The organism is Pigmentiphaga sp. MLSB6-MA01, from assembly GCF_058793475.1.
In genome coordinates this window covers 382,862-405,023 of sequence record NZ_JBXAFV010000004.1, presented here as the reverse complement: position 1 = coordinate 405,023, position 22,162 = coordinate 382,862, and the positions used below count along the sequence as shown (strand labels likewise).

Annotated in this window: 17 protein-coding genes; 5 read left to right on the top strand and 12 right to left on the bottom strand. The window is 68.2% G+C overall.

What is annotated here, in order from left to right:
* The first annotated feature begins 10 nt into the window (after positions 1 to 10).
* On the top strand, positions 11 to 1,615 hold the full coding sequence (locus AC1Q6E_RS09565; protein ID WP_296556817.1) for an MFS transporter: 1,605 nt from the start codon (positions 11 to 13) through the stop codon (positions 1,613 to 1,615).
* A 36-nt stretch (positions 1,616 to 1,651) separates the two neighbouring features.
* On the opposite strand, the gene AC1Q6E_RS09560 is transcribed toward AC1Q6E_RS09565, so the two are convergent.
* On the bottom strand, positions 1,652 to 3,943 hold the full coding sequence (locus AC1Q6E_RS09560; protein WP_152798526.1) for an NADP-dependent malic enzyme: 2,292 nt from the start codon (positions 3,941 to 3,943) through the stop codon (positions 1,652 to 1,654).
* A 186-nt stretch (positions 3,944 to 4,129) separates the two neighbouring features.
* On the opposite strand from AC1Q6E_RS09560, the gene AC1Q6E_RS09555 reads away from it, so the two are divergent.
* On the top strand, positions 4,130 to 5,068 hold the full coding sequence (locus tag AC1Q6E_RS09555) for a LysR substrate-binding domain-containing protein (protein ID WP_492572638.1): 939 nt from the start codon (positions 4,130 to 4,132) through the stop codon (positions 5,066 to 5,068).
* Between the two features lie 8 nt (positions 5,069 to 5,076).
* On the opposite strand, the gene AC1Q6E_RS09550 is transcribed toward AC1Q6E_RS09555, so the two are convergent.
* The 6 genes from AC1Q6E_RS09550 to AC1Q6E_RS09525 form a co-directional block, all read right to left on the bottom strand.
* Entirely contained in the window at positions 5,077 to 5,751 is a 675-nt protein-coding gene (locus AC1Q6E_RS09550) for an ankyrin repeat domain-containing protein (protein ID WP_152798528.1), read from the bottom strand.
* Between the two features lie 371 nt (positions 5,752 to 6,122).
* Positions 6,123 to 7,883 (bottom strand): sensor histidine kinase, encoded by a 1,761-nt coding sequence (locus tag AC1Q6E_RS09545; protein ID WP_492572620.1) that lies wholly within the window; start codon positions 7,881 to 7,883, stop codon positions 6,123 to 6,125.
* 68 nt (positions 7,884 to 7,951) lie between these two features.
* The gene (locus tag AC1Q6E_RS09540; protein ID WP_492572619.1) at positions 7,952 to 8,614 is read right to left on the bottom strand and encodes a LuxR C-terminal-related transcriptional regulator; all 663 of its coding nucleotides are present in this window, start codon (positions 8,612 to 8,614) and stop codon (positions 7,952 to 7,954) included.
* 185 nt (positions 8,615 to 8,799) lie between these two features.
* A complete protein-coding gene (locus AC1Q6E_RS09535) occupies positions 8,800 to 9,891 on the bottom strand; it encodes a 4-oxalomesaconate tautomerase (RefSeq protein WP_152798531.1) in 1,092 nt (363 codons plus the stop codon).
* A 2-nt stretch (positions 9,892 to 9,893) separates the two neighbouring features.
* Positions 9,894 to 10,904 (bottom strand): Bug family tripartite tricarboxylate transporter substrate binding protein, encoded by a 1,011-nt coding sequence (locus tag AC1Q6E_RS09530; RefSeq protein ID WP_296557206.1) that lies wholly within the window; start codon positions 10,902 to 10,904, stop codon positions 9,894 to 9,896.
* Positions 10,905 to 11,102: 198 nt separating this feature from the next.
* Positions 11,103 to 12,248, bottom strand: a complete 1,146-nt coding sequence (locus AC1Q6E_RS09525; protein ID WP_492572618.1) for a 2-methylaconitate cis-trans isomerase PrpF family protein — start codon at positions 12,246 to 12,248, stop codon at positions 11,103 to 11,105.
* A gap of 146 nt (positions 12,249 to 12,394) precedes the next feature.
* Here AC1Q6E_RS09525 and prpR point away from each other — a divergent pair, with 146 nt between their 5' ends.
* Together prpR and AC1Q6E_RS09515 are read left to right on the top strand one after the other, a co-directional pair.
* Positions 12,395 to 14,323: a propionate catabolism operon regulatory protein PrpR gene (gene prpR, locus AC1Q6E_RS09520; protein ID WP_296557210.1), complete on the top strand. Its 1,929-nt coding sequence runs from the start codon at positions 12,395 to 12,397 to the stop codon at positions 14,321 to 14,323.
* A gap of 157 nt (positions 14,324 to 14,480) precedes the next feature.
* Complete coding sequence (locus AC1Q6E_RS09515) at positions 14,481 to 15,410, top strand: LysR family transcriptional regulator (protein ID WP_296557212.1); 930 nt, start codon at positions 14,481 to 14,483, stop codon at positions 15,408 to 15,410.
* Here the strand turns inward: AC1Q6E_RS09515 and AC1Q6E_RS09510 are convergent.
* The 5 genes from AC1Q6E_RS09510 to AC1Q6E_RS09490 form a co-directional block, all read right to left on the bottom strand.
* The gene (locus tag AC1Q6E_RS09510) at positions 15,407 to 15,565 is read right to left on the bottom strand and encodes a hypothetical protein (RefSeq protein ID WP_296557214.1); all 159 of its coding nucleotides are present in this window, start codon (positions 15,563 to 15,565) and stop codon (positions 15,407 to 15,409) included. The two genes, AC1Q6E_RS09515 and AC1Q6E_RS09510, sit on opposite strands and share 4 nt — an antisense overlap.
* 17 nt (positions 15,566 to 15,582) lie before the next feature.
* On the bottom strand, positions 15,583 to 18,528 hold the full coding sequence (locus AC1Q6E_RS09505; protein WP_152798535.1) for a putative bifunctional diguanylate cyclase/phosphodiesterase: 2,946 nt from the start codon (positions 18,526 to 18,528) through the stop codon (positions 15,583 to 15,585).
* A gap of 75 nt (positions 18,529 to 18,603) precedes the next feature.
* Positions 18,604 to 19,356: a hypothetical protein gene (locus AC1Q6E_RS09500; protein WP_152798536.1), complete on the bottom strand. Its 753-nt coding sequence runs from the start codon at positions 19,354 to 19,356 to the stop codon at positions 18,604 to 18,606.
* A gap of 152 nt (positions 19,357 to 19,508) precedes the next feature.
* Positions 19,509 to 20,261, bottom strand: a complete 753-nt coding sequence (locus tag AC1Q6E_RS09495; protein WP_152798537.1) for a sulfite exporter TauE/SafE family protein — start codon at positions 20,259 to 20,261, stop codon at positions 19,509 to 19,511.
* A gap of 41 nt (positions 20,262 to 20,302) precedes the next feature.
* Complete coding sequence (locus AC1Q6E_RS09490) at positions 20,303 to 21,094, bottom strand: IclR family transcriptional regulator (protein ID WP_152798538.1); 792 nt, start codon at positions 21,092 to 21,094, stop codon at positions 20,303 to 20,305.
* 96 nt (positions 21,095 to 21,190) lie between these two features.
* Here AC1Q6E_RS09490 and AC1Q6E_RS09485 point away from each other — a divergent pair, with 96 nt between their 5' ends.
* Positions 21,191 to 22,159 carry a tripartite tricarboxylate transporter substrate binding protein gene (locus tag AC1Q6E_RS09485; RefSeq protein WP_152798539.1) on the top strand — a complete coding sequence of 323 codons (969 nt, stop codon included), beginning with the start codon at positions 21,191 to 21,193 and terminating at the stop codon, positions 22,157 to 22,159.
* Positions 22,160 to 22,162 lie beyond the last annotated feature (3 nt).

Below are 22,162 nucleotides of genomic sequence, written 5' to 3'. Positions count from 1 at the left end.
GAGAAACGACGTGGGCGAAGCGGTCAAGAGTACCTCCCAGGGCGGTTTCGCGCCCTTGAAGCAGAAACTGTTCGCCGTGCTGTGGGTCGCGACGATCATCGGCAACACCGGCAGTTTCATCCGCGATGTCGCCAGCTCCTGGCTGATGACGGACCTGTCGTCCTCGCCCACGGCGGTCGCCATGGTGCAGGCCGCCGCCACGCTGCCCATTTTCCTCCTGGCCATTCCGGCGGGTGTGCTGTCCGATATCCTGGATCGGCGCAAATTCCTCATCGCGATCCAGGTCCTGCTGGCCTGCGTCAGCATCTGCCTGATGCTGCTGACGGCCTGGGGGATGCAGACCATAGGCTCGCTGGTCGCGCTGACCTTCCTCGGCGGCATCGGCGCGGCGCTGATGGGGCCCACGTGGCAGGCCATCGTGCCCGAGCTGGTGGAGAAGAAGGACATCAAGAACGGCGTGGCGCTGAATTCGCTCGGCATCAACATCGCGCGCGCCATTGGGCCCGCCGTGGGCGGATTGATCCTGGCGAGCCTGGGCGGCGCGGTCACCTACGGCGTGGACGTCATCAGCTATGCCTTCGTGATTGCGGCGCTGCTGTGGTGGCGCCGGCCGCCCACGCCGCGCGATGAACTGTCCGAGCATTTCACGGGGGCGTTCCGCGCCGGCCTGCGCTACGCGCGGGCCAGCCGCGAACTGCATGTCGTGCTGGTGCGCGCGTTCTGTTTCTTCGCGTTGGCCAGTTCGGTCTGGGCCTTGCTGCCGCTGGTGGCGCGGGGGCTGCTGGGCGGCGGGGCGGGGTTCTACGGCATCCTGCTGGGCGCCGTGGGCATGGGCGCGATAGGCGGCGCGGTGGCCATGCCCAGGCTGCGCGGAAAGCTGGACGCCGATGGCCTGTTGCTGGTGGCCGCGCTGGTGACGGCGGCCGTCATGGCAGGGTTGTCGTTCGCCCCGCCGCAATGGGTGGCGGTCGTCGGTCTGCTGGTGCTCGGCGCGGCGTGGATTACCGCGCTCACCACGCTCAACGGCACGGCGCAGGCCATCCTGCCGAACTGGGTGCGCGGCCGTTCGCTGGCCGTCTACCTGACCGTGTTCAACGGCGCGATGACCGCGGGCAGCCTGGCCTGGGGCGCCGTGGCCGGATGGGTGGGCGTGCCCGCCGCGCTGCTGGCGGGGGCCGTGGGATTGGTGGTCGTGGGCGTGGTGTCCCATGTGCTCAAGCTGCCCAAGGGCGAGGCCGATCTTGTGCCCTCGAACCATTGGCCCGAGCCCTTGGCCGTCGAGCAGGTGGAACACGACAGGGGGCCGGTGCTGATCCTGGTCGAATACCGGATCGACCCGGCGGATCGCGTGGCCTTCCTGCGCGTGCTGGAGCGGTTGTCGGCCGAGCGGCGCCGGGATGGCGCCTACGCCTGGGGCGTGACCGAAGACGCGGCCCAGCCGGGACTCATGCTGGAGTGGTTCCAGGTGGAGTCCTGGGCCGAGCACCTGCGGCAGCACAAGCGGGTGTCGAAGGCCGATGCCGATGTCCAGGACGAGGTGCTGCGCTTCCACCGGGGCGGGCAGCGCCCCGGGGTGCGCCACCTTCTCGCGGTTGATAGCCGGATGAAGGGTTGAACATGCTGCGCGGCGAGCCCGGGGGCGACACAGGCCCTAACCGCGGCCGGCGTTGGCTTCGAGCACGGCCAGGGCGGTCATGTTGATGATGCGGCGAACCGTCGCGCTGGACGTCAGGATGTGCACCGGCGCGTTCACGCCCAGCAGGAAAGGCCCTACGGCGACGTTGCCGCCCGCGGCGGTCTTGAGCAGGTTGTAGGCGATGTTGCCTGCATCGACGTTGGGGCAGACCAGCAGGTTGGCTTCGCCCTTCAGCGTCGAGGAAGGCAGGATGCGCAGCCGCAGGGCTTCGTCGAGCGCGCAGTCGCCGTGCATTTCGCCGTCCACTTCCAGGTCCGGCGCCCGCTCCCGCAGCAGTTCCAGCGCGCGGCGCATCTTGCCGCCCGAGGCCGAGCTGCCCGAGCCGAAGTTCGAGCGCGACAGCAGCGCGGCCTTGGGCGCCAGGTCCAGCCGGCGCATGGCCTCGGCCGCCGCCTGCGTGTATTCGGCGATCTGCTCGGCGCCGGGATCATCGTTGACGTGCGTGTCCACCAGCGCGATGGTCCGCTCGTTCAGCAGCAGGATGTTCATCGCGGCGTAGACGGCGTGTCCGGGCCGCCGGCCGATGACCTCGTCGACGAAACGCAGGTGGTCGTGGTAGGCGCCGACGGTGCCGCAGATCATGCCGTCGGCATCGCCCAGGTGGACCATCATGGCGCCGATCAGCGTCATGCGGCGGCGCATTTCCACGCGTGCCATTTCCTTGGTGATGCCGCGGCGGCACATTTTTTCCCAGTAAGTGGTCCAGTACTGGTGGAAGCGTTCGTCGAACTCGGGGTTGGTCACCTCGACGTCCTGGCCCAGCCGCAGGCGCAGCCCGAATTTCTCGATGCGTGCCAGCAGCACGGCGGGGCGGCCGACGAGGATGGGTTTGGCCAGGCCCTCGTCCACGATCACCTGCACGGCCCGCAGCACGCGCTCGTCCTCGCCCTCGGTGAAGACGATGCGGGCCTTGCCGCCGTGGCGCACGAAACGCTTGGCGTTGGCGAACAGCGGCTTCATGAAGGCGCCGGAGCGGTAGACGAACTGCTGCAACTGTTCGGCATAGGCGTCCAGGTCCGCGAGGGGGCGGGTCGCCACGCCGCTTTCCATCGCGGCCGCGGCCACCGCGGGCGCGATGCGCACGATCAGGCGCGGATCGAAGGGCTTGGGAATCAGGTAGTCGGGGCCGAAGCGCAGGTCGTAGGTGCCGTACGCGGCGGCCACCACTTCGTTCTGTTCTTCCTCGGCCAGGGCGGCGATGGCGCGGACCGCGGCCTTCTCCATCTCGCGGGTGATCGTGGAGGCCCCGACGTCCAGCGCGCCCCGGAAGATGTAGGGGAAGCACAGCACGTTGTTGACCTGGTTGGGGAAGTCCGACCGGCCGGTGGCCATCACCACGTCGTCCCGCACGGCGTGGGCCACGTCGGGCAGGATCTCGGGGGTGGGATTGGCCAGTGCCAGGATCAGCGGGCGCGGGGCCATGGCCGCGACCATCCCGGGTTTGAGCACGCCGCCCGCCGACAGCCCCAGGAATACGTCCGCGTCGGCGATGACCTCGGCCAGGCCGCGGGCGTCGGTCTTCTGCGCGAAGGTGGCCTTCTGTTCGTCCATCAGCACCGTGCGGCCTTCATACACCACGCCTTCGATGTCGGTGACCCAGATGTTCTCGCGCGGCAGGCCGAGGTCCATCATCAGTTCCAGGCAGGCCAGGGCCGCGGCGCCCGCGCCGGAGGTCACGACCTTGACCTGCCCGATGTCCTTGCCCACCACCTTCAGGCCGTTGATGAACGCGGCGCTTACCGTGATGGCGGTGCCGTGCTGGTCGTCGTGGAAGACCGGGATCGTCATGCGCTCGCGCAGCTTGCGCTCGACGGCGAAGCACTCGGGCGCCTTGATGTCTTCCAGGTTGATCCCGCCGAAGGTCGGGCCCAGCGAGGCGATGATGTCCACCAGCTTGTCGGGATCGGTCTCGTCGATCTCGATGTCGAATACATCGATGCCGGCGAATTTCTTGAACAGCACGGCCTTGCCTTCCATGACCGGCTTGGAAGCCAGCGCGCCGATGTTGCCCAGGCCCAGCACGGCGGTGCCGTTGGAGATCACGCCCACCAGGTTGCCGCGCGCGGTGTAGCGGAAGGCATTGGCCGGATCCGCGACGATTTCCTCGCAGGCGGCCGCCACGCCCGGCGTGTAGGCCAGGGCGAGGTCGCGCTGCGTGACCAGCGGCTTGGTCGGGTAGATCGATACTTTTCCCGGAACGGGGAATTCGTGGTAATCGAGGGCGGCCTGGCGAATCGTGGTGCTCATCTTCCTGTCCTCCGGATGGCGGCGGGTTGTGTCAAGGTCCAGCCATTCTAGGCAACAGTTATCATTGAAATATTCTGATTGTCGATACATCCATAATATTTGACTGATATCTTGGGTTCCCCAGGCATGCCGGATTCCGTGTTTCCCTCCGATGAGGTCGTTCGACGGCTGGTTTCCCGGCTGAAGATGCGCCATCTGCAACTGATCGTGCAGGTCCACCGGCTTGGCTCGCTGACGCGGGTGGCCGAACGGATGGCCACCAGCCAGCCCGCGGTAACCAATGCGTTGTCCGAGCTGGAGTCCATGTTCGGCGCGCCGCTGTTCGCCCGCACGGCGCGGGGCATGGCGCCCACGGCCATGGGGAAAGTGGTGGCGGGCCGGGCACGGGCCATGTTGCAGGACCTGGGGCATCTGGTGCGCGATATGGAGGCTTCGTCGGCCGGCCTGGCGGCTCGCCTGCACGTAGGGGTGACGCCCTTCGTGTCCGGGAGGCTGGTGGCCGAGGCCGTCTCCACCGTGCAGGCGGGGGCCCAGCGATTGGCCGTGCGCATCCACGACGGCACGAGCGAAGACCTGCTGCGCGCGCTGCGCGATCATGAGCTGGACGTGGTCATCGCGCGGGCGAGCCCCATGCTGGACCTGCAGGGGCTGGCGTTCGAGCCGCTGTACCGCCAGCAGGCCCGGCTGATCAGCAACCGGCGCCTGGCGTCGCAGCTCGGGCGCGCGCCGTTGTCGTGGCCCCGCCTGGCCGAACTCGATTGGGTGCTGGGCGAGCCCGGCACCGCGCTACGCGAGCAGGTCGCGGGCCTGTTCATCCAGGCGGGCGTCACGCCGCCGGTGCCCATCACCGAAGGTTATTCGGCGAAGCTGATCGGCGAACTCATCGCTTCGTCCGAGCGCGCGGTTTCGCTGCTGCCCGCCGATATTGCCGAAGAGCTGGTGCATGTGGCCGGGGTGGCCATCGTTCCGTACTCCATCGCGTGGAGCCTGCCGCCCATCGCGGCCATCGTCCGTGGCGACAGCGGCGAGAGCGAAACGCATCAGCGTTTCCTGGGAGCCGTGCGCCAGGCCGCCGGCGGCATGCGGCGCGAGGCGCCGGACCCGGGCCGGCAGACCGAGTTCTGATCGGTCCGCTAGCGCGCGCCAGCCTGGCGCAGAATGCGCTCGATGCCGCTGAAGCCGCGCTGGCGGGCATGCTGGAGCGGGGTGACGCCGTTGCCGTCGGCCAGGTTCACGTCGGCATGCGCGGCCACCAGCAGGCGCACGATTTCCGTGTGGTCCGCACCTCCTGAGCCCAGGATGATGGCTTCGAGCAGCGCGGTCCAGTGCAGGTTGTTGACGTGGTTCACGTCGACCCCCGCCGCGATCAGCAGGCGGACCGTTTCCACGTGGCCGCGTTCGGCGGCCGGAATCAGGGCGGTGCCGCCGTAGCGGTTGGTGCTCTTCAGGTCGGCGCCATGCGCCAGCGTCATCCGGAGGATCTCGTCGCGTCCCCGCGCGCCCGCGTACAGGTAGGGGCTGTCGTTGATCCCGTCCTTGGCATTGACGTCGGCGCCGGCGTCGATCAGGGCACGGGCAGCGGCCACGTTGTTGTGGTGGGTGGCGATCAGCAGAGGGGTGGCGCCCGCGGCGTTGCGTGCCTCGATGTCCGCGCCCTGGCCGATCAAGGCCCGGACCTCGGCGGAGGTGCCGCGCTCGGCGGCGGTCCGCAGCCGGCCGTCGAGGCTGGCGCCGGCCGCGGGAGATGAAAGCGAAGCCAGCAGCGCTGCCGCGACCCCGAGGCGGATGGATAGGCGCTTCCACAGCATGCGCGAGCCTCCTTCAAAAGTGGAGACGTGATGGTACGGGAGCCGTGGGGGATTGGAAAACCGGATGCGCGGGTGGGCCGGGCCGGAAAAGCACTGGCGCCCGGCTTGGTCAGCAGCGGCGGGGAACTTGGTCCAGTAGTTGCGTCAGGTGGATGAGTTGCTTCGTGCCGCAGGCGTGGCACAGGAACAACTGCCGTCCGGGGAAAAGCCGCATCCAGAAGCGCCTGGGCAGGCGCGATCGGCGTGCTTGGCACGGGCAGGGGCGAAAAAGCATGGGGATCCTCGGGGCCTTCCAAGGTGTGTCGCACCGGCGCCATGTCCGACGCCGGTCGCGTGCGGAAAGTCATTAGAGGGCGCGGCGATGCCGGCGGCTATCCCGAGAAATGAGTAATTGCGGGCAGGTGGGCGCGCAGGCGCGTGCCGCCGGCGTCCGATTCGATCTCCAGCCGCCCGCCCAGGCGCGCGATGCGGGCCCGCATGCTGCGCAGTCCTATCCCCGTCATGGAGCGGTCCGCCAGGTCGATGTCGAAGCCCGCGCCGTCGTCTTCGACGCTCAGTGTCAGTGCCCCGTCGCCGGCGTCGGCCAGCGTGACGGCGATCGCGCTGGCGCGGCTGTGCTTGATCACGTTGGTCAGGGCTTCCTCCAGGAAGCGGGTCAGGGCGAGCCGGCGGGCCGTATCCGGTTCCGAGGGCCAGGCCTGGGCGATCCGCCAGGCGCACCGGACCCCCTGTTCGTCGAACAGCTCGCCGAAGCGGTGGCGCAGCGGCGCGATCCAGTCCGCCGGCGAGACCGCGGCCGAGGGAGCCGCCGCGAAGCTTTGGTCCAGCACTTGCCGCAGGTCGTCGCGCAGGCTTTTCAATACCGACAGATATTGCCGGGGAGGCAGCGTGGCGCCGTCTTTTTCCGCCATGACGATGGAGCGCACAAGCGAGCTGCCCAGGCCGTCATGCAGGTCGTGGGAGATCTGCAGCCGTTCGTTCAGCCGGGCATTGGCCACTTCCAGTTCGTACTGCCGGCCCAGCGTGTGCGCGAGCTCCTGCCGGGCCTTGTCGACGTGTTCCGCCAGTTCGCGGTTGAACCGCTCCACGCGCCCGAGGGTGGTGGTGAAGCTCCAGGCCAGGACCAGGGCCATGCCTATCATCATCAGCGGCGCGGTGCCCGATGTATAGCCATGGACGTCGTCGATGATGCGCAGGAAGGCCAGTATGTCGTGCGTGGCGGCCACGAGGAAACTCAGCATGCAGGCGGCCAGGAACAGGTGTTCGGGACGGCGGGTGCGCAGGGCGTGCAGCTGGAATTGCACGCAGGTTCCGACGAACACGGCGGCATAGCTCACCGCCACCAGATAGAACACGATCTTGGGCTGGACCGGACCCAGCGCCAGCAGCGACGCGCACACGGCGCCAGTGATGATCCAGAGCGCTTTTTCCAGGCGCGGGAATCGCTGGCCGCCGAACCGCCAGGCGAACATCGAGAAGGCGCTGCAATAGACGGTGAAGATGAGGGTGATCCAGGTGGACCAGCCGTGCGTCGTGGCGAACGGCCAGGGGGTCGTGACGACCGAGTTCAGGCCGAACAGCAGCCAGGCCAGCGAAGTCAGCGCATACCAGCCGTAGGCCTGCTCGTTGCGCCGGAGGAGCCAGACCACCAGGAAGAAGCAGCCCAGCGTGACCGAGATGATCAGGTTGACCTGGGGGACGATGCGCCGCAGCAGCCATTCCTGTTCGTAGAGCGGGCGGATTTCTTCGGGCGGGCCGATGTGTACGCCACCCAGCCCGGAACTGTAGAGGTCGTAGCCCACCGTCCTGAACCAGAGGGTGTTGGCGCCGGCGCGCAGCGCCGAAGGCGGCAACAGGGAATAACGCGGCATGTTCCAGCTGCGGGACAGGGGTTCGACCAGGCTGTCGTCGGCCCAGAGCGGATCGCCGTTGATGCTTGCCACGCCCGCCATCGAGAGGTATTCGAGGAATGCGGCCACGGGCGTGCCGGGGCAGTGGGTCCATTCCACGCGATACCAGACCGTGCCGTCATGGCCGGGCCAGCGTGTCGACCAGATGTCGGGCAGGTGGACGGTTTCCCAGCCGGAGGCGGGCGGGGTGTCCGAGACGCTGTCCGCGCGCGCGGCGCTCACGGACGAGATCGCCGGACGGCACGTATCCGCGCGGACCGTGTCCGCCAGGAGCAGCCAGAGCGCGAGGACTAGAGCAAGCCAAGCGAGCGCGCTTCGTGGATCGCGCGCGTGCGGGACGTGACCGCCAGTTTCCGGTAGATGTTCTTGATGTGGCATGCGGCGGTGTGGGGGGAGACGAACAACTGCTCGGCGATCTCGCGATTGGTGTGGCCGCGGGCGACCAGTTCGAGGATTTCCTGCTCGCGCTTGCTCAGCGGCACCTCGGCCGGCGCCTGGGCCGGCGACGCGGGCGGAGGCAGCAGCGCCAGCAGGCGCCGGGCGACGAACGGGTCGATGGGGGCGCCGCCCCGCAGCACGCTGCGCAGGGACATCGCGATTTCCAGGTCGTCCCGCTCCTTCAGGACGTAGCCGGTGGCGCCCAGTTTCAGCGCCGCGAGAATCACGTCCTCGGTGGTGCAGGCCGAGATCACCAGGATGCCCGCCTGGGCATCGCGCGCGTGCAGGAGTTCGATCAGTTCCAGGCCGCTGCCGTCAGGCAGTCCCAGGTCGATCAGCGCGAGCGGAAAGCGGGCGCCGTTGTCGAGGTGGAAGCGGGCTTCGGCCAGCGTGGCGCAGGCGACCAGCGCACTCGGAGGGTAACCGAGGTCGGCCAGGAGACGCAGAATCCGCTGGCGTATCAGCGGTTCATCGTCGACGACGAGGACGGGTGCGGAAAGAGGGAGGTCGGTCATGGGGGAGGCGAAGCGGAGCGGCGGGTCCGGGCCTGGTGTCGGCCGAACCTCGCGGGCTGACGCCAAAATTGTAACACAATGTTTTGGTGTTGCAAATACCGAGGAGATGGTACTCGATGCAAAACGGCCGCGCCGGCAGGTCCCGATGGAACCTGCCGGCGCGGCCGTGCGTGGACAAGCTGGGGTCAGGCTTCTTGCCAGACCTCGGCGGGAATCAGCACGCTGCCTTCGAACAGCCTCCGGGCGGTGCGGATCACGGCGGCGCGCCGGATGGCCGGCGTGGCGCTGACCAGATCTACGTCAAGGTCGATGGAGATCGTGCCGGACGGGTGCTCGATGTGTACCACACCCTGCGGCGGCGCGCTGTCCAGGCCGGACAGGCGGGCCGCGATGGTGCCCGGCACGGCGCAGGCCGATGCCACGCACAGCGCGCCGGTGACGGCATGCGCGCGGTGGCAGGAATAGGGCACGAAATAGCGCGACGAGATCGTGCCGCCGTGCCGCGGCTCGGCCAGCAGTCCGATCTTGGGCACGACCGATGCGCTGACGTCGCCCAGCCCCATCAGTTCGCCGGCCTTGCGCCGTATGGCCTCCATCCGGGCGATCAGCGCGGTGTCGGCATCGAGCTCCTCGGCGCTTTCATGGCCGGTCTTGCCCAATTGCTTCGCCGGGAACAGCACCATGGGCATGGCGACGTCCACGCAGCTGACCTCGATGCCGTCGATCACGTCCAGCGGCCGTCCGGTGGGCAACAGCTTGCCGGTGATGGAGCCGATGGCGCTGCGGAAGTTCAGCTTGACGGGCGCGGCGGTGCCGGGCACCCCGTCGATCGCCGTCTCGCCCGAATAGGTCACGGATCCGCCCGGCGTCTGGACAATGGCGTGGATCTCGGCCTGGGTGTTCACGTTGAAGATGCGCACGGTCGTCTCGTCGCCCTGCGCCGGCACCAGCCCGGCGTCGATGGCGAACGGGCCGACCGCGCCCAGGATGTTGCCGCAGTTCGGACGGGTATCGACCAGGCGTTCATTCACCAGGACCTGGGCGAACAGGTAGTCGACGTCCATGCCCGGGCGCTGCGACGGGCTGATGATGGCGACCTTGCTGGTGAAGGGCGTGGCGCCGCCGATGCCGTCCACCTGGTAGGAGTGGGGCGATCCCATGGCGGCCAGCAGCACTTCATCGCGCCGCGCCGGATCGGAGGGGAGGTCCGAGGCAAGAAAGAACGGTCCGCGCGAGGTCCCGCCCCGCATCATGACGCACGGTATCTTCGTCTGCATGGTCATTCCACCTGGATCTTGGCGTCGGTCACGACGCGCTTCCAGAGCGTCAGCTCTTTCTGGATCTGCGCCATCAACTGCTCGGGCTTGCCGATGGCCGGCTCTTCGCCGTTGGCCTTCAACTGCTCGACGGTTTCCGGCAGCGCCAGCGCGATGTTCATTTCCTTGTTCAGCCGTTGCTGGATGTCGGCGGGCAGGCCCTTGGGGGCGATCAGCCCGTACCAGACGATCACTTCATAGCCCGGTACGCCGGCCTCGGCTACCGTGGGGATGGAGGGCTCGGCCTGGATGCGCTTGGGCAGCGTCTCGGCCACGACCTTCAGCCGGCCGTTCTTCATGTAGGGAAAGGCCGCGCCGGCGGTGCTGAAGAAAAGGTCGGTCTGGCCCGCCACGGTGTCGGTCAGGGCCGGGGCCGTGCCGCGATAAGGCACGTGGGTCATCTCGATGCCGGCGGCGCGCTGGAACAGTTCCGTGGCCAGGTGGGAGATGCCGCCCTGGCCGGACGAGGCGTAGGTCAGGCCGCCCTTCCTGGTCTTGGCGAGCTGGATCAGGTCGGCCAGGTTGTTGACCGGCAGCGAGGTCGGCACCGAGATCAGGAGCGGGCCGCGCGCGATCATGCCGATGGGCGTGATGTCCTTGACCGGGTCGAACTTGATGGGGTAGAGGCTGGGGTTGACGGAATAGCTGTTGGAGATCAGCGTGAGCGTGTAGCCGTCGGGGTCGGCCTTCACGCCGGCTTCCACGCCCAGCTTGCCGCCGGCTCCGGCGCGGTTCTCGATCACCACGGGCTGGCCCAGCGCGTCGCCCAGGCGCCGGCCCAGGGTGCGGGCGATGGCGTCGTTGCCGCCGCCGGGGGCGAAGGGCACGATCAGCTTGATGGGTTTGGTCGGGTAGTCGGCCGCCCGCGCGGCCTGCGACGAAACGGCGGCCAGCGTGCCCACCATCGCGGCGAGCAGGGTGCGGCGGAATGCCTTGAACGCCGAACCGGCGCGAGGCGTGAGGGGGTACGTCATGTAGGGTCTCCGGGGACGGTTCTTGTGTCTGGATGGAAGAACTGCCGAGCAAGGCGCGTGCCATGGGCCGCGGCCAGCAGGGGGGCCAGGGTCAAGTCGTTGATTCGTATGGAGTTTCGGGGCGCGGCCATGGTCGGTGGCAACGCGCCTCGGGAGTCCTGATGTTTCAATAATGTAACGCTTTTCGGTGAAACGGCATCACCGCCCGATGGGGGCGTAGACCTCGCCCCGCATCAGGCGGCGCGCGGTGCGCGTGACGGTCGTGCTTTCGACGCGTGGCTGCTGGCCGCCGCTGACGGCTGCGCCCACCGGCAGTGAGCCCGAGGCATGGCCGATGACGATGTCGCGGCCGTCCGCGGGGACGCGGCCCAGCTCGGCGCCCAGGGTGCCGGGCAGGCGCACGCAGGCGGCCAGGCACATCGCGCCCGTCAGCGGGCTTGCCCGGTGCGGCTGGCCGGCCGAGAACATGCGGGCGGTGATGTCCACGTCCTGGGCCCGCAGCGGCGCGCCCGAGGGCAGCACGACGTCGGCGGGCGGCGACAGCAGGCAGACCAGGGGCAGGTTGCGCAGGCGGGTACGCGCTTCGTCTTCGGTGGCGAGCCCCATCAGGATGGCGGCGGCCACGCGCAGTTCCTCGCATTGCCGGACCAGGTCCGGCCGCGCATCGATCTGCGCCGCCGATTCCGTGCCGGCCAGGCCGAAGTCCGCGGCGCGGGCGAAGACCGTCGGGTTGGAGACGTCGACGCAGGAGATCTCGATGGCGCCCACGCCGGGGATCGTGACGGTGTCGCGCGCGGCGCCGGTGGGGAGCAGCTTGCCGGTCGCGGCGCCGCCCGGGTCGAGGAACGACAGCCGGATGGGCGAGCCGGTGCCCGCCACGCCGGGCAGCACGAAGTCGCCCGCGACCGCGGCGCGGCCGTCGCTGAGAGCGAAATCGGCCACGATGATCTTGCCGGTGTTGGTGTTGTGGATGCGGACCGAGGCGCGGTCGCCCGATGCCCGCACCAGTCGTTCGTCCACGGCATAGGGGCCGATGGCCGACGAGATGTTGCCGCAGTTGCCGCGGTACTGGACCAGCGGCGCGTCGATCGCGACCTGGCCGAAGGTGTAGTCCACGTCGGCATCGTCGCGCGAAGGGGCGCCGACCACGGCGATCTTCGACAGCGACGAGATGCCGCCGCCCAGGCCGTCCAGTTGCCGCTTGCCGGGATCCGGGCTGCCCAGCGCGGCCAGGAAGACATGGTCGCGCGCGTCGCGGCCGGCGGGCAGGTCGCGGTCGTTGAAGACCAGGGCGCGGCTGGTGCCGCCGCGCATGTAGACGGCTGGATAAGCGGCTTGAGGCATCGAATTCTCCGGAAAGGGATGGCCGCCTGCTGCAAGGCCCATGCCAGCAAGTCCGCGCCGCGCGGGAGCCCGGCGCCGCGCGGCGGCGGGCCGGCGATGTTTCACCAGGAGGTTGGTTCGTGTTTCAATATTGAAAAGGAGTGAAAATGAGCATCGCCGCCTCCGATGACCGCCGGCCCCTGATCTGGGCCATCAGCGCGCACCGGCTGACCGAGGTCTTCCGCACCGTCAGCCCCGAGCTGGCCGACCGGGCCGCCATCGAGATCATCGACAAGGGCTTCGACGACGCGATCGCCGAGATCGCCCGGCGCAGCGACAAGCGGGCCTGCGACGTCATTGTCGCGGCGGGCGCGCACGGCGCCTATCTGCGCCAGAACGTCACCATCCCCGTGGCTTTCGTCAAGGTGGGCGGCTTCGACCTGATGGCCGCGATCTGCAAGGCGCGGCAGTTTTCCGACCGCATCGCCATGGTGATGCACCGGCGCGTGCCGCCAGCGCTGAACCGCTTCGCGACCTTGTTCTCGCTGCCCATGCAGATCCGCGCCTATCAGACGGCCGAGGACGCCCGGCACTGCATCCAGGAACTGGCGGCGGCCGGCGTCGAGGTGGTGGTCGGCCCCGGACTGATCGCCAACCTGGCCGATGAGGCCGGACTGACGGGCATCCTGGTCTATTCGCTGGATTCGGTGCGCGCCGCCTTCGACGACGCGATCGAGATCGCCGCCGCGCAGAAGGCCGAGAAGTCGCGCCGCACGCAGCTCGATTCGGTGCTTTATCACTTGAACGACGGTGTCATCGCCGTGGACATGGCCGGCCGCATCGTCGCCGCCAATCCGTCGGTGGACAAGCTGACCGGCCGCCGCGTGCGGGAGGCGCTGGGCCAGCCGCTGCGCCAGGTGTTGCCCGACCTCGAACCGGGGCAGGTCATGACCCGCGGAGCGAGCGAGATCGGCACCGTGCAGGAGATGGGCGGCAAGTCCGTCGTGGTCGACCGCGTGCCGCTGCTGGACGAAGGCATGCAGACCGGCGCCATCTTCACGCTGCATGGGTCCAGCGAACTGGAGCGCGCCGTCAGCAAGCTGCGGGCGCACACGCACCGGCGCTCGCGCGTGGCCCGGTACCGGCTGGACGACGTGGTGGCCGAGTCCGCCGCCATGCGCCAGGTGATCGCGCAGTGCCGGGTCTTCGCCGAGCACAGCGACGCGGCCGTGCTGATCCACGGCGAAAGCGGCACGGGCAAGGAGCTGTTGGCCCAGGGTCTGCACAACGCCAGCCGGCGCCGCCGGCATCCCTTCATCGCCATCAACTGCGGCGCTTTTACCGAGACGCTGCTGGAAAGCGAGCTGTTCGGCTATGACGAAGGCGCCTTCACCGGCGCGCGCCGGCAGGGCAAGCCCGGCCTGTTCGAGTCCGCCAATGAAGGAACGCTGTTCCTGGACGAGATCGGCGAGATGCCGCTGCCGCTGCAGACCCGGCTGCTGCGCGCCCTGCAGGAGAAAGAGATCACGCGCGTGGGCAGCGTCGACACCATTCCGGTCGACGTGCGCATCGTGGCCGCCACCCATCGCGACCTGCTGGCCATGGTCAGGGCGGGGGCCTTCCGCGAGGATCTGTACTACCGCCTGAACATCCTGCAGGTGGTGGTGCCGCCGCTGCGCGACCGGCCCGAGGACACCGAGGCGCTGGCCCGGCGCCTGCTGCCCGCGGCGTTGGGGCGGGCCGGCTTGCAGGACGCCGTGGCGCCGATGCTGGAGGCGGCGCTGCCCGTCCTGAAGGACGGTGCGTGGCCGGGCAATGTCAGGGAATTGGAGAACGTGTCGGAGCGCCTGACCATGGCCTGCCTGACCGAGGGGCGGCCACTGTCGCGCCGCGAGGTGCGCGCCATGCTGGCCGGCGCGCCGGCCCGGCGGCAGCCGCAGGCGGCGCGCAGCCTGTCGGTGGTGCGGGCCAGCCAGGAGGCCGCCCATGCCCGCGCGGTGCTGGCCGAATGCGCGGGCAACCACCAGGAGGCGGCGAGGCGGCTGGGCATCAGCCGCACCACGCTGTGGCGCAAGATCAAGGCGGTGCAGGCCTAGGGCCGACAGGCCCCGGAGGCGGCGATCCCGTGCCGGGGGCAGCGTAGGCTCCACCGTACAGAACTTGACAGGGTAGCCATGAACGTCGATTGTTTCTTCCTTGGCGGATACGATCGTGCGGCCGGAACAGGGTGGCGGATCGCTACTGGGAGACTTGGTGAAACTTACGACCCTGAGCGCGCTCGTCGCGGCGGTGGAGGAAGGCAGTCTGCGCGGAGCGGCGCGGCGGGTGGGCACGTCGCAGCCGGCGCTGACCAAGATGATCAGGGAGTTGGAGCTCGAGCTGGGCGTGACCCTGCTGCAGCGGACCTCGCGCGGAGTCGTTCCCACGGCCCAGGGCCGTGTCCTGTATGAGCGCTCGGTCAAGGCCCGCCGCGAACTGAACCTGGCGCTGGACGAGATCCGGCAGATGTCCGGTTCCATGGTGGGCGAACTGCACCTGGGCGCGGTGCCGGTAGCGGTCATGCTGCTGGTGCCCGAGGCCCTGAGGACCTTCAGCCAGGAGTTTCCCGGCATCCGCCTGCGCGTGAGCGAGGAGCTCTACGTCGCGCAATTGCAGAAGCTGCGGGCGCAGGAAGTGGACGTGACCCTGGGCGGCATACCGGAGGACCTGTCGGCGGGCGAGTTCCACATCGAGCCCCTGATCCGCACCTCGATGGTTCCCACCGCGCGACGTGGCAGCCCCTGGCTGAAAGCGCGCACGCTGGCCGACCTGCAGGGGGCCCGCTGGGTGTTCACCGGCTCCGATGGCGAGTCCGGCTATGCCCGGCCCCTGTTCGAGCAGCACGGCCTGGAGCCGCCCGCGGTGGCGGCGGTGGCGAACTCGACGCTGGCGCTGCTGTCCTTGCTGGCGGCGGGCGACTATGTCGGCCTGATGCCGCGCCAGATCGCCATGCAGCCCCTGGCGTCACAGTTCATGTCGGTGATCGAGGTCGAGGAGAAGGGCCACGACCTGACGGTGGGGGCCATCCTGCGCAGCGATTCGCTGCCGTCTCCGCTCATCCGGCACCTGATCACCCATCTGCACAGGGCTGCCCACCACGTCGGACACGACGGTGCGGGCTTCGTGCCGGTCCGGCACACCTAGGGCCGGTTGACCACCACGCCGGCGTCTATGGTGCCGTAGACGCTGATGCCGTTGCCGCCTTGCGCGGAGTCGGAGGGCGAGCGCGGTGCCGGGGTACAGGCCACGCAGAGGGCCGCCAGCAGCGGCCAGGTTGATTTGAGCAAACGTCCAGGCATGAGATTTCCTTTCCGCGTCAATGCAGGCCCCAGGCGGAGATGCCGTCCGGCTGTCCCGGCTGGGCGCCGCCGGCGATGAATGCCCGGACCTGTTCGTCGGTGATGAAGCTCGCGGAAGAACTGGCGCGCAGGATTTCCCCGGGCGCCATGGGCTTGGCGATGGCCCAGCCCTGCACATAGTCTACTCCCAGCTCCGCCAGGGCTTCCACGGTGGGATAGTCTTCCACCCATTCGGCAATGCTGCGCATGCCGAGGTTGCGCGCCAGTTCGACGATGGCCTCGACGATGGCGTAGTTGGCGGGATGCTCGTGCATGCGCTTGATGAAGCCGCCGTCGATCTTGAGCGCGTCGGCCGCGAACTCTTTCAGGTACGAGAACGAGGTATAGCCCGCGCCGAAATCGTCGAGCGCGATCTTGGCGCCGCAGGATTTCAGCCGGTCGATGAAGCGGCGCGAGTTGGCGATGTCGTGCAGGGCCACGCTTTCCGTGATCTCCATGCACAGGTATTTCACCACCGGTCCGAAGCGCGACAGGATGCGGAAGGTATCCTCGATGAAGGCTTCGTCGTTCAGCGACGCGCCGCTCAGGTTGACGCAGACGAAACGGGTCTTGGGCAGGCGCGGCAGGTTCTCGGTCAGCCAGACCAGCGTCGAGGTCAGCACCCATTTGTCCAGTTCGCCGATGGTGCCGTTGGCCTCCGCCGCCGCGATGATCTTGCCGGCCGGAACCATGGCGCCGGCGGAGTCCTGCATGCGGATCAGGACCTCGAAATCGAGCGAGGCCTCGGGCGCGCGCAGCGACATGATGGGCTGCATGACCAGCGACAGGCCCGTGGGCGTGAAGGTGCTGCCGAGTTCTTCGATCAGCCGCAGTTCTTCGGCGCGTTCCTGGAAGGCGGGCGCGTTTTCTTTGTAGATGACCAGGTGGCCGTGCTTGCCCTTCTTGGCTTCGCGACAGGCGCGGTCGGCCGCCGATACGGCATCCTGGACGCGCATCTTGGGCGTGATCTCGATCAGTCCGATGGACATCTTGACCTGGAACGAGCGCCGGCGCAGCTGGAACGGCATGTCGCAGATGTCGCTGATGATGCGGCGGCAGAGGTCGGTGGCCGGCAGCATGGCGGTATCGCGCAGGACCAGGATGAACTCGTCGCCGCCGATGCGGCCGACGTGGTGGTCTTCCCCCAGCGACCACTTGACCCGCTGGCATACCTGCTTGAGGACTTCGTCGCCGGTCTGGTGGCCGTACAGGTCGTTGATCAGCTTGAAGCGGTCCAGGTCCAGGTAGGCCAGGGCGATCGGGTGCGCCGGATCGAACTGCTTAAGCGAGGCTTCGAGGATGTGCTCGATGCCCCGGCGGTTCAGCGCGCCGGTCAGCGTGTCGTTGTTGGCCAGGAAGCGCAGCCGCTCGGTGGCCTTGCGCCGCTCGGTGATGTCCTGCAGCGAGCCTTCGATCCGGGTATGGGCCAGCGTGGCCTTGGCCAGGTACCAGCGCGGCTCCATGCCGCCTATGGGCTGGGCCTGGATTTCCGCTTCGCCGCCGCGGTCGGCGATGTCCTTGAGCCGTGCCAGCGCGCCCGGTTCGAAGTAGTTCTGCCAGCGCAGTTCATGCAGCGGCCGGCCCTCCAGGCCGAGCCTTTCCTGCATGGCGGTATTGGCGCGCACGAACCGGCCGTCGGGTTCCAGCGTGAACAGGCCCACGGGCGTGACTTCGTAGGCGCGTTGCAGCTCGGCCTCGGCATGTTCGCGTTCGATCCGTTCCACGCGTATCTGCTCGGCGAAGGCGAAGGCCGCCACGAGGCTGGACGCCAGCGCGGCCGTGACGCTGTTGAGCGCGCCGACCAGGGCCTTGAAGTCGAATGCCGCGGCGATGACCTCGGAGAAGGTGGAGAACAGGACGATGCCCAGCGCCGCGGCGTACCAGAGCGCGATGCGCGAACGCGTGACGACGACGATGCGAGCCAGGAAGAAGATGACGACGAAGATGCCGAACGAGGCCACCACCCACATGGCGGGCAGGAAAGAGGCGAAGCTCAGGACGAGGGCCAGGACCAGCAGGACCAGGCCGGAGCGCGAACCCGCGCGCAGCAGCCAGCCGTAGCCCACGCGGCTGAGCTCGGTCCGCATGAACTGGCTGAACAGGGTGTAGGTGACGATGTAGTAGGCGGCGATGGTCAGCTTGCGGGTCATCGCCATCCATTCGTTGGGAATGGTGCGTTCCAGCCATTGCGTGTCGAAGCCCATGGTGATGCCGCCCAGGCGCAGGTTGCCGACCAGCCAGATCGCGAACAGCAGGTAGCGCGCATCGCGATTGATCAGGGCCGTCATCAGCGTGAGCACCGTGAGTGTCAGCAGCCCGCCTTCGAGCACGCCGGTCGCGTGGTGATAGGCGAGATGGGACAGCGCCAGCTCCGATTCGGGCCAGGCCTCGACGGTGATGCGGGCGGGCCCCGAGAAGTGCGCCTGGCACAGTACGTCGTGGGGATGCGGGTGCGCGCCCAGGTCCAGCGCGAAGCCGGATTTCACCGATCGCAGGCTGCCGGACGTGCCGGCGCGCGTGGCCGTGCCCAGGGGCGCCAGGCTGGTGGCGCTCCAGCATGAGATGTCCTGTGCATGGCGAGAGGGGAGTTCCACGCTTTGGGGCGTGTTCGAAGGCGGGGCGGTGAAGCGGAACCAGAACGGCGTTTCGGCCAGGCGGGTGTCGTGGAACTGGACACCGGGTTTGGAAGCCAGGGCGGTCAGCGCTTGCGAAGCGGTCAGGCCCGTGTCGTCGGCAACCACCGCGAAGGACAGGACGCGGTTGTCGTTGGTGTCGTAGATGCTGTGTTCCAGCGTGAGCGCCACCAGCGAGAAAACGAAGATCGCGGCCGGCACGAGGTAATACGAGAAGTTGCTTAAGAACCAGTCGATCTTGGCTGTAACCCAGGCTATGCGGGTAGAGGGTTCCGCCGGAGGGGGCTGCATGTTCGCCTTGTCAAGGAGGGGTCTTTTCGTTTCGTGGGCGGCCCGCCCCCCGGGCGGGCCGCCGATCGTGCCGGATCAGGCCTGCGGTTGAAGGAGGTCTTCCCGTTCCCGCGAAGCACTGCGCAGTGCGTCAATGTTAATCAAATTCCCATCGATGCGAATGTCCGGATGATGGGTCTTGAACACAAATTGATACAAAGGATGGCTGCCTTCGCGCCACCGTTTTTCGGCCGTCGAGATTTCGAAAGCCAGCACCCGGTGCGGGATGTTGCCCGCGTGGCGCATCGGCATGAAACCTTGGCCGGGGAATACCTCGCGGAACATCAGCGCCTCGTATTGGCGATCGAGCGGAGACCGCCCGGCGATAACCATCCAGTCTATGCCAGCTTGCACGCAAAAGAGGAAATAGGCTTTGAAAAGAGCCGTTTTCGCGACACGGCCCATGCGTTCGCTGGCGACGCCCAGCCGGGTGGCTTCGGCCAGGGCGTAGCCCGAGAGCCAATCGGGCAGGGTGACCGATTGTTCCAGCCACAGCGGACCGCACATGTTGGTCTGGACGCGCATGGTTCCGAGCGGAGCGCCGTCGAACTTGGATTCGGCCAGCAGCACGACGGAGCCGGGATCGTGGTCGTGAAGTTCCGGTTCGCCCAGGTTGCGGGCGATTTCCGGCACGTGGCGGCCGTAGGCCGACTGCCGCATGGTGATGGCTTTGTCCATGGCTTCGTCGTCCCGGGCGATGCGGACGATGAAGGGCAGGTTCTCGGCGGTTTGCTCGGAAAGTGGCAGCAGCAGGCCGGACCGGGTGGGGAGAGCGTTGTCGTAAGACATTTGACTTCCTTGTGATGATGAGAAGGCGTGCCCGTTGCGGATATCGCAGCGGTGACACCAGATTCGCATGTCTCGGCGGGAAGTTGCTTACAACGGCGGGGGAAAAGGGGGTTATGGCCCGGTTTTTGTTGTGCAATGCACAATAAACGGTTTCAGTTGTTCAGGCTGGCCCAGATCAGGCTGGCGCCGGCCAACATGAGCAGTGCGCACACCAGCCATTCGATGGTGCGCCGGGAGATCGGCGGCGGATGCTTGGCCTGCCACCACGACACGCCCGCGACCACGGGAACGGCGCAGACGCCCAGCAGCAGCGAACGCCATTCGAAATGCCCGCTGGCGGACACCAGCACCAGGCGCAGGGCGGCGCTGGCGGCGAACATCATGAACAGGCACTCGCGCACCAGATCCCGGTCCAGGGGCTGCCGGTACAGGTGATAGACCATGGGCGGCCCCGACGTCGAGAAGAGGCCGCCGAGCAGCCCCGACAGGACGCCGAAGAACCAGAGCGCCGGCTTGCCCGACGGCTGGGAGCGGGGAGCGGCCTGCACGAGCAGGAGGATGGAGCAGCCGATGATGGCCACGCCCAACAGCAGGCGCAACGTCGTGACCGCGTTGGCGCTGAGCCAGGCCAGCAGCGCGACGCCGCCGAGCACGCCCAGCAGGCTGCTGATCAGGATGGGGCGCAGCAGGGGCCAGTCGAAGGTGACGCGGTTGTAGCGCCAGTAGGCCCAGGCGTTCGCCAGGCTCAGGACGCTGGCCACGTTGGCCGCCTCGGGAATGGGCATCAGTCCGAAGGCGCCGACCATGCCGAGCAGCAGCAGGGCGAAGGCAAAACCGGTAAGGTTCTGGCAGTAGGCCGACAGGCCCACGCAGGCGAGGAACAGCAGGAAGGTCAGTACGGTCATGAACCCGGAATACTAACCGAAAAGGACGGTCTTTCCCGGGGCTAGCTCGCGCGCAGCACGGCCGAGATATTGGCCGCGCTGCGCAGCGCGTGCTGGGCCAGGGGGGCCTCGGGATCGAGTTCTTCCTCCAGCGCCAGCCCGGCCACGATCAGCGCGGCCACCGCCTCGCCGCCGCGGCCGAACACCGGGCATGCGAGCGTCCCCACGCCGGGCCGCATCTCGCTCAGTCCGAACGACAGGCCCCGGGCCGCGCGTATCGACTCCAGCCGTTCCGCGGCGGCGGCATAGCGTTCCTCGCCCACGTGCGCGATGCCCTGCTCGCGCGGCCAGGCCGCCAGGATCGCGCGTCCGCTCACGCTGGCGTCCAGCGGGAAATGGGTGCCGATGTCGGTGATGATGTTCAGCGGCACGGATGGGGCCCAGATGCGTTCGATGATCACCACTTCATCCAGCGCCGGCACGGAGATCGAGACGATCGCGCGGCGCTTGCCCACGCCTTTCTCCTGCAGCTCGATCGCGTGCGGCAGGGCGGCCCGCCGTATGCCGAGCCGGTCGTGCTGGGCCGTTCCCAGCACCAGGCACTTCGGCCCCAGGGCGTAGACGCCTTCCCGCGCTTGCACCATGCCCCAGAAGGCCAGGGTGCGCAGCACGCGATGGACCGTGGTGCGGTCCAGTTCCGTCGCCTGGGCCAGTTCGAGCGCCGACGCGCCCCGCGGCATGCGCATCAGCACGTCGAGCAGGAGCATGGCCCGGTCGATGACCTGGACCCGATTGCCGGGCGGCGCTGCGGAAGTGGAGGGCTGGCGGGGCATGGGCACGATAGCGGGAATCATTGACGTCGCGACATGGTATCGCTAATCTTTGAGTGCGTATTACAAGCTTGTAGTGCGTAATATGCACAATACCAACGATCATGAGAGGTTGTGGCCATGCCGTCCCTGCGTGCTTACTGGTTTGCGTCGTTTTTCGTGCTGGCCGCTGTGCCCGCGGCGGCGGATGAATACCCCTCCCGGCCGGTCAGGCTGATCGTGCCGTTCGCGGCCGGCGGCGCGGTGGATGCGGTCGCGCGCACGCTCGCGGTGCGCCTGTCCGAGCAGTTCTCGCAGAAGGTGGTGGTCGAGAACCGCGCCGGCGCTTCCGGCAACATCGGCGCCGATGCGGTGGTCAGGGCACCGGCCGACGGCTATACGCTGCTGTTCACGGCGTCGACCCTGGTCGTCAATCCGCTCATCATGAAGGACAAGCCGCCCTTCGATCCCGGCAAGGACCTGACGCATCTCGCGCTGGTCGCGTCGGGGCCGCTGCTGTTCGTCACGCCGGCGTCCGCGCCGGCCGAGTCGGTGCAGGACTTCGTGGCGAAGGCCAAGGCGGCGCCTGACCGGTACAGCTTCGCGGTGGGAGGTTTCGGCGCGGCCGGCCATCTGGCGGTGGAGTCTTTCAAGTACCGGGCCGGGCTGGCCGTGCCCACCGTGCTCTACAAGGGCACGGGGCCGGCGCTGGTGGACCTGATGGGCGGCCAGGTCAGCGGCATGATCGATCCGCTGCTGACGTCGTTGCCCCCGGTCAAGGCCGGCAAGCTCAAGGCGCTGGCGGTCACGGGGAACAAACGCAGCGCGTTGGCCCCCGAGGTGCCGACGTTTGCCGAGGCGGGCTATCCCGAGGTCAATTTTTCGACCTGGTACGGGTTGTGGGGGCCGGCCGGCCTGCCCGCGCCCGTGGTGGACAAGCTGGAAGCCGCCGTCAAGCGCTTCGTGGCGGAGCCGGATACGCGCGCCTGGTTCGAGCGCCAGGGGCTCGAACCGTCGGGCGTGTCCGGCGCCCGTTTCCGGGCGTTCATCGACCAGGAAACGGCCAAGTCGCGCGAGATCGTGAAGCTGGCCAATATCGCGGAGCAGTAACGC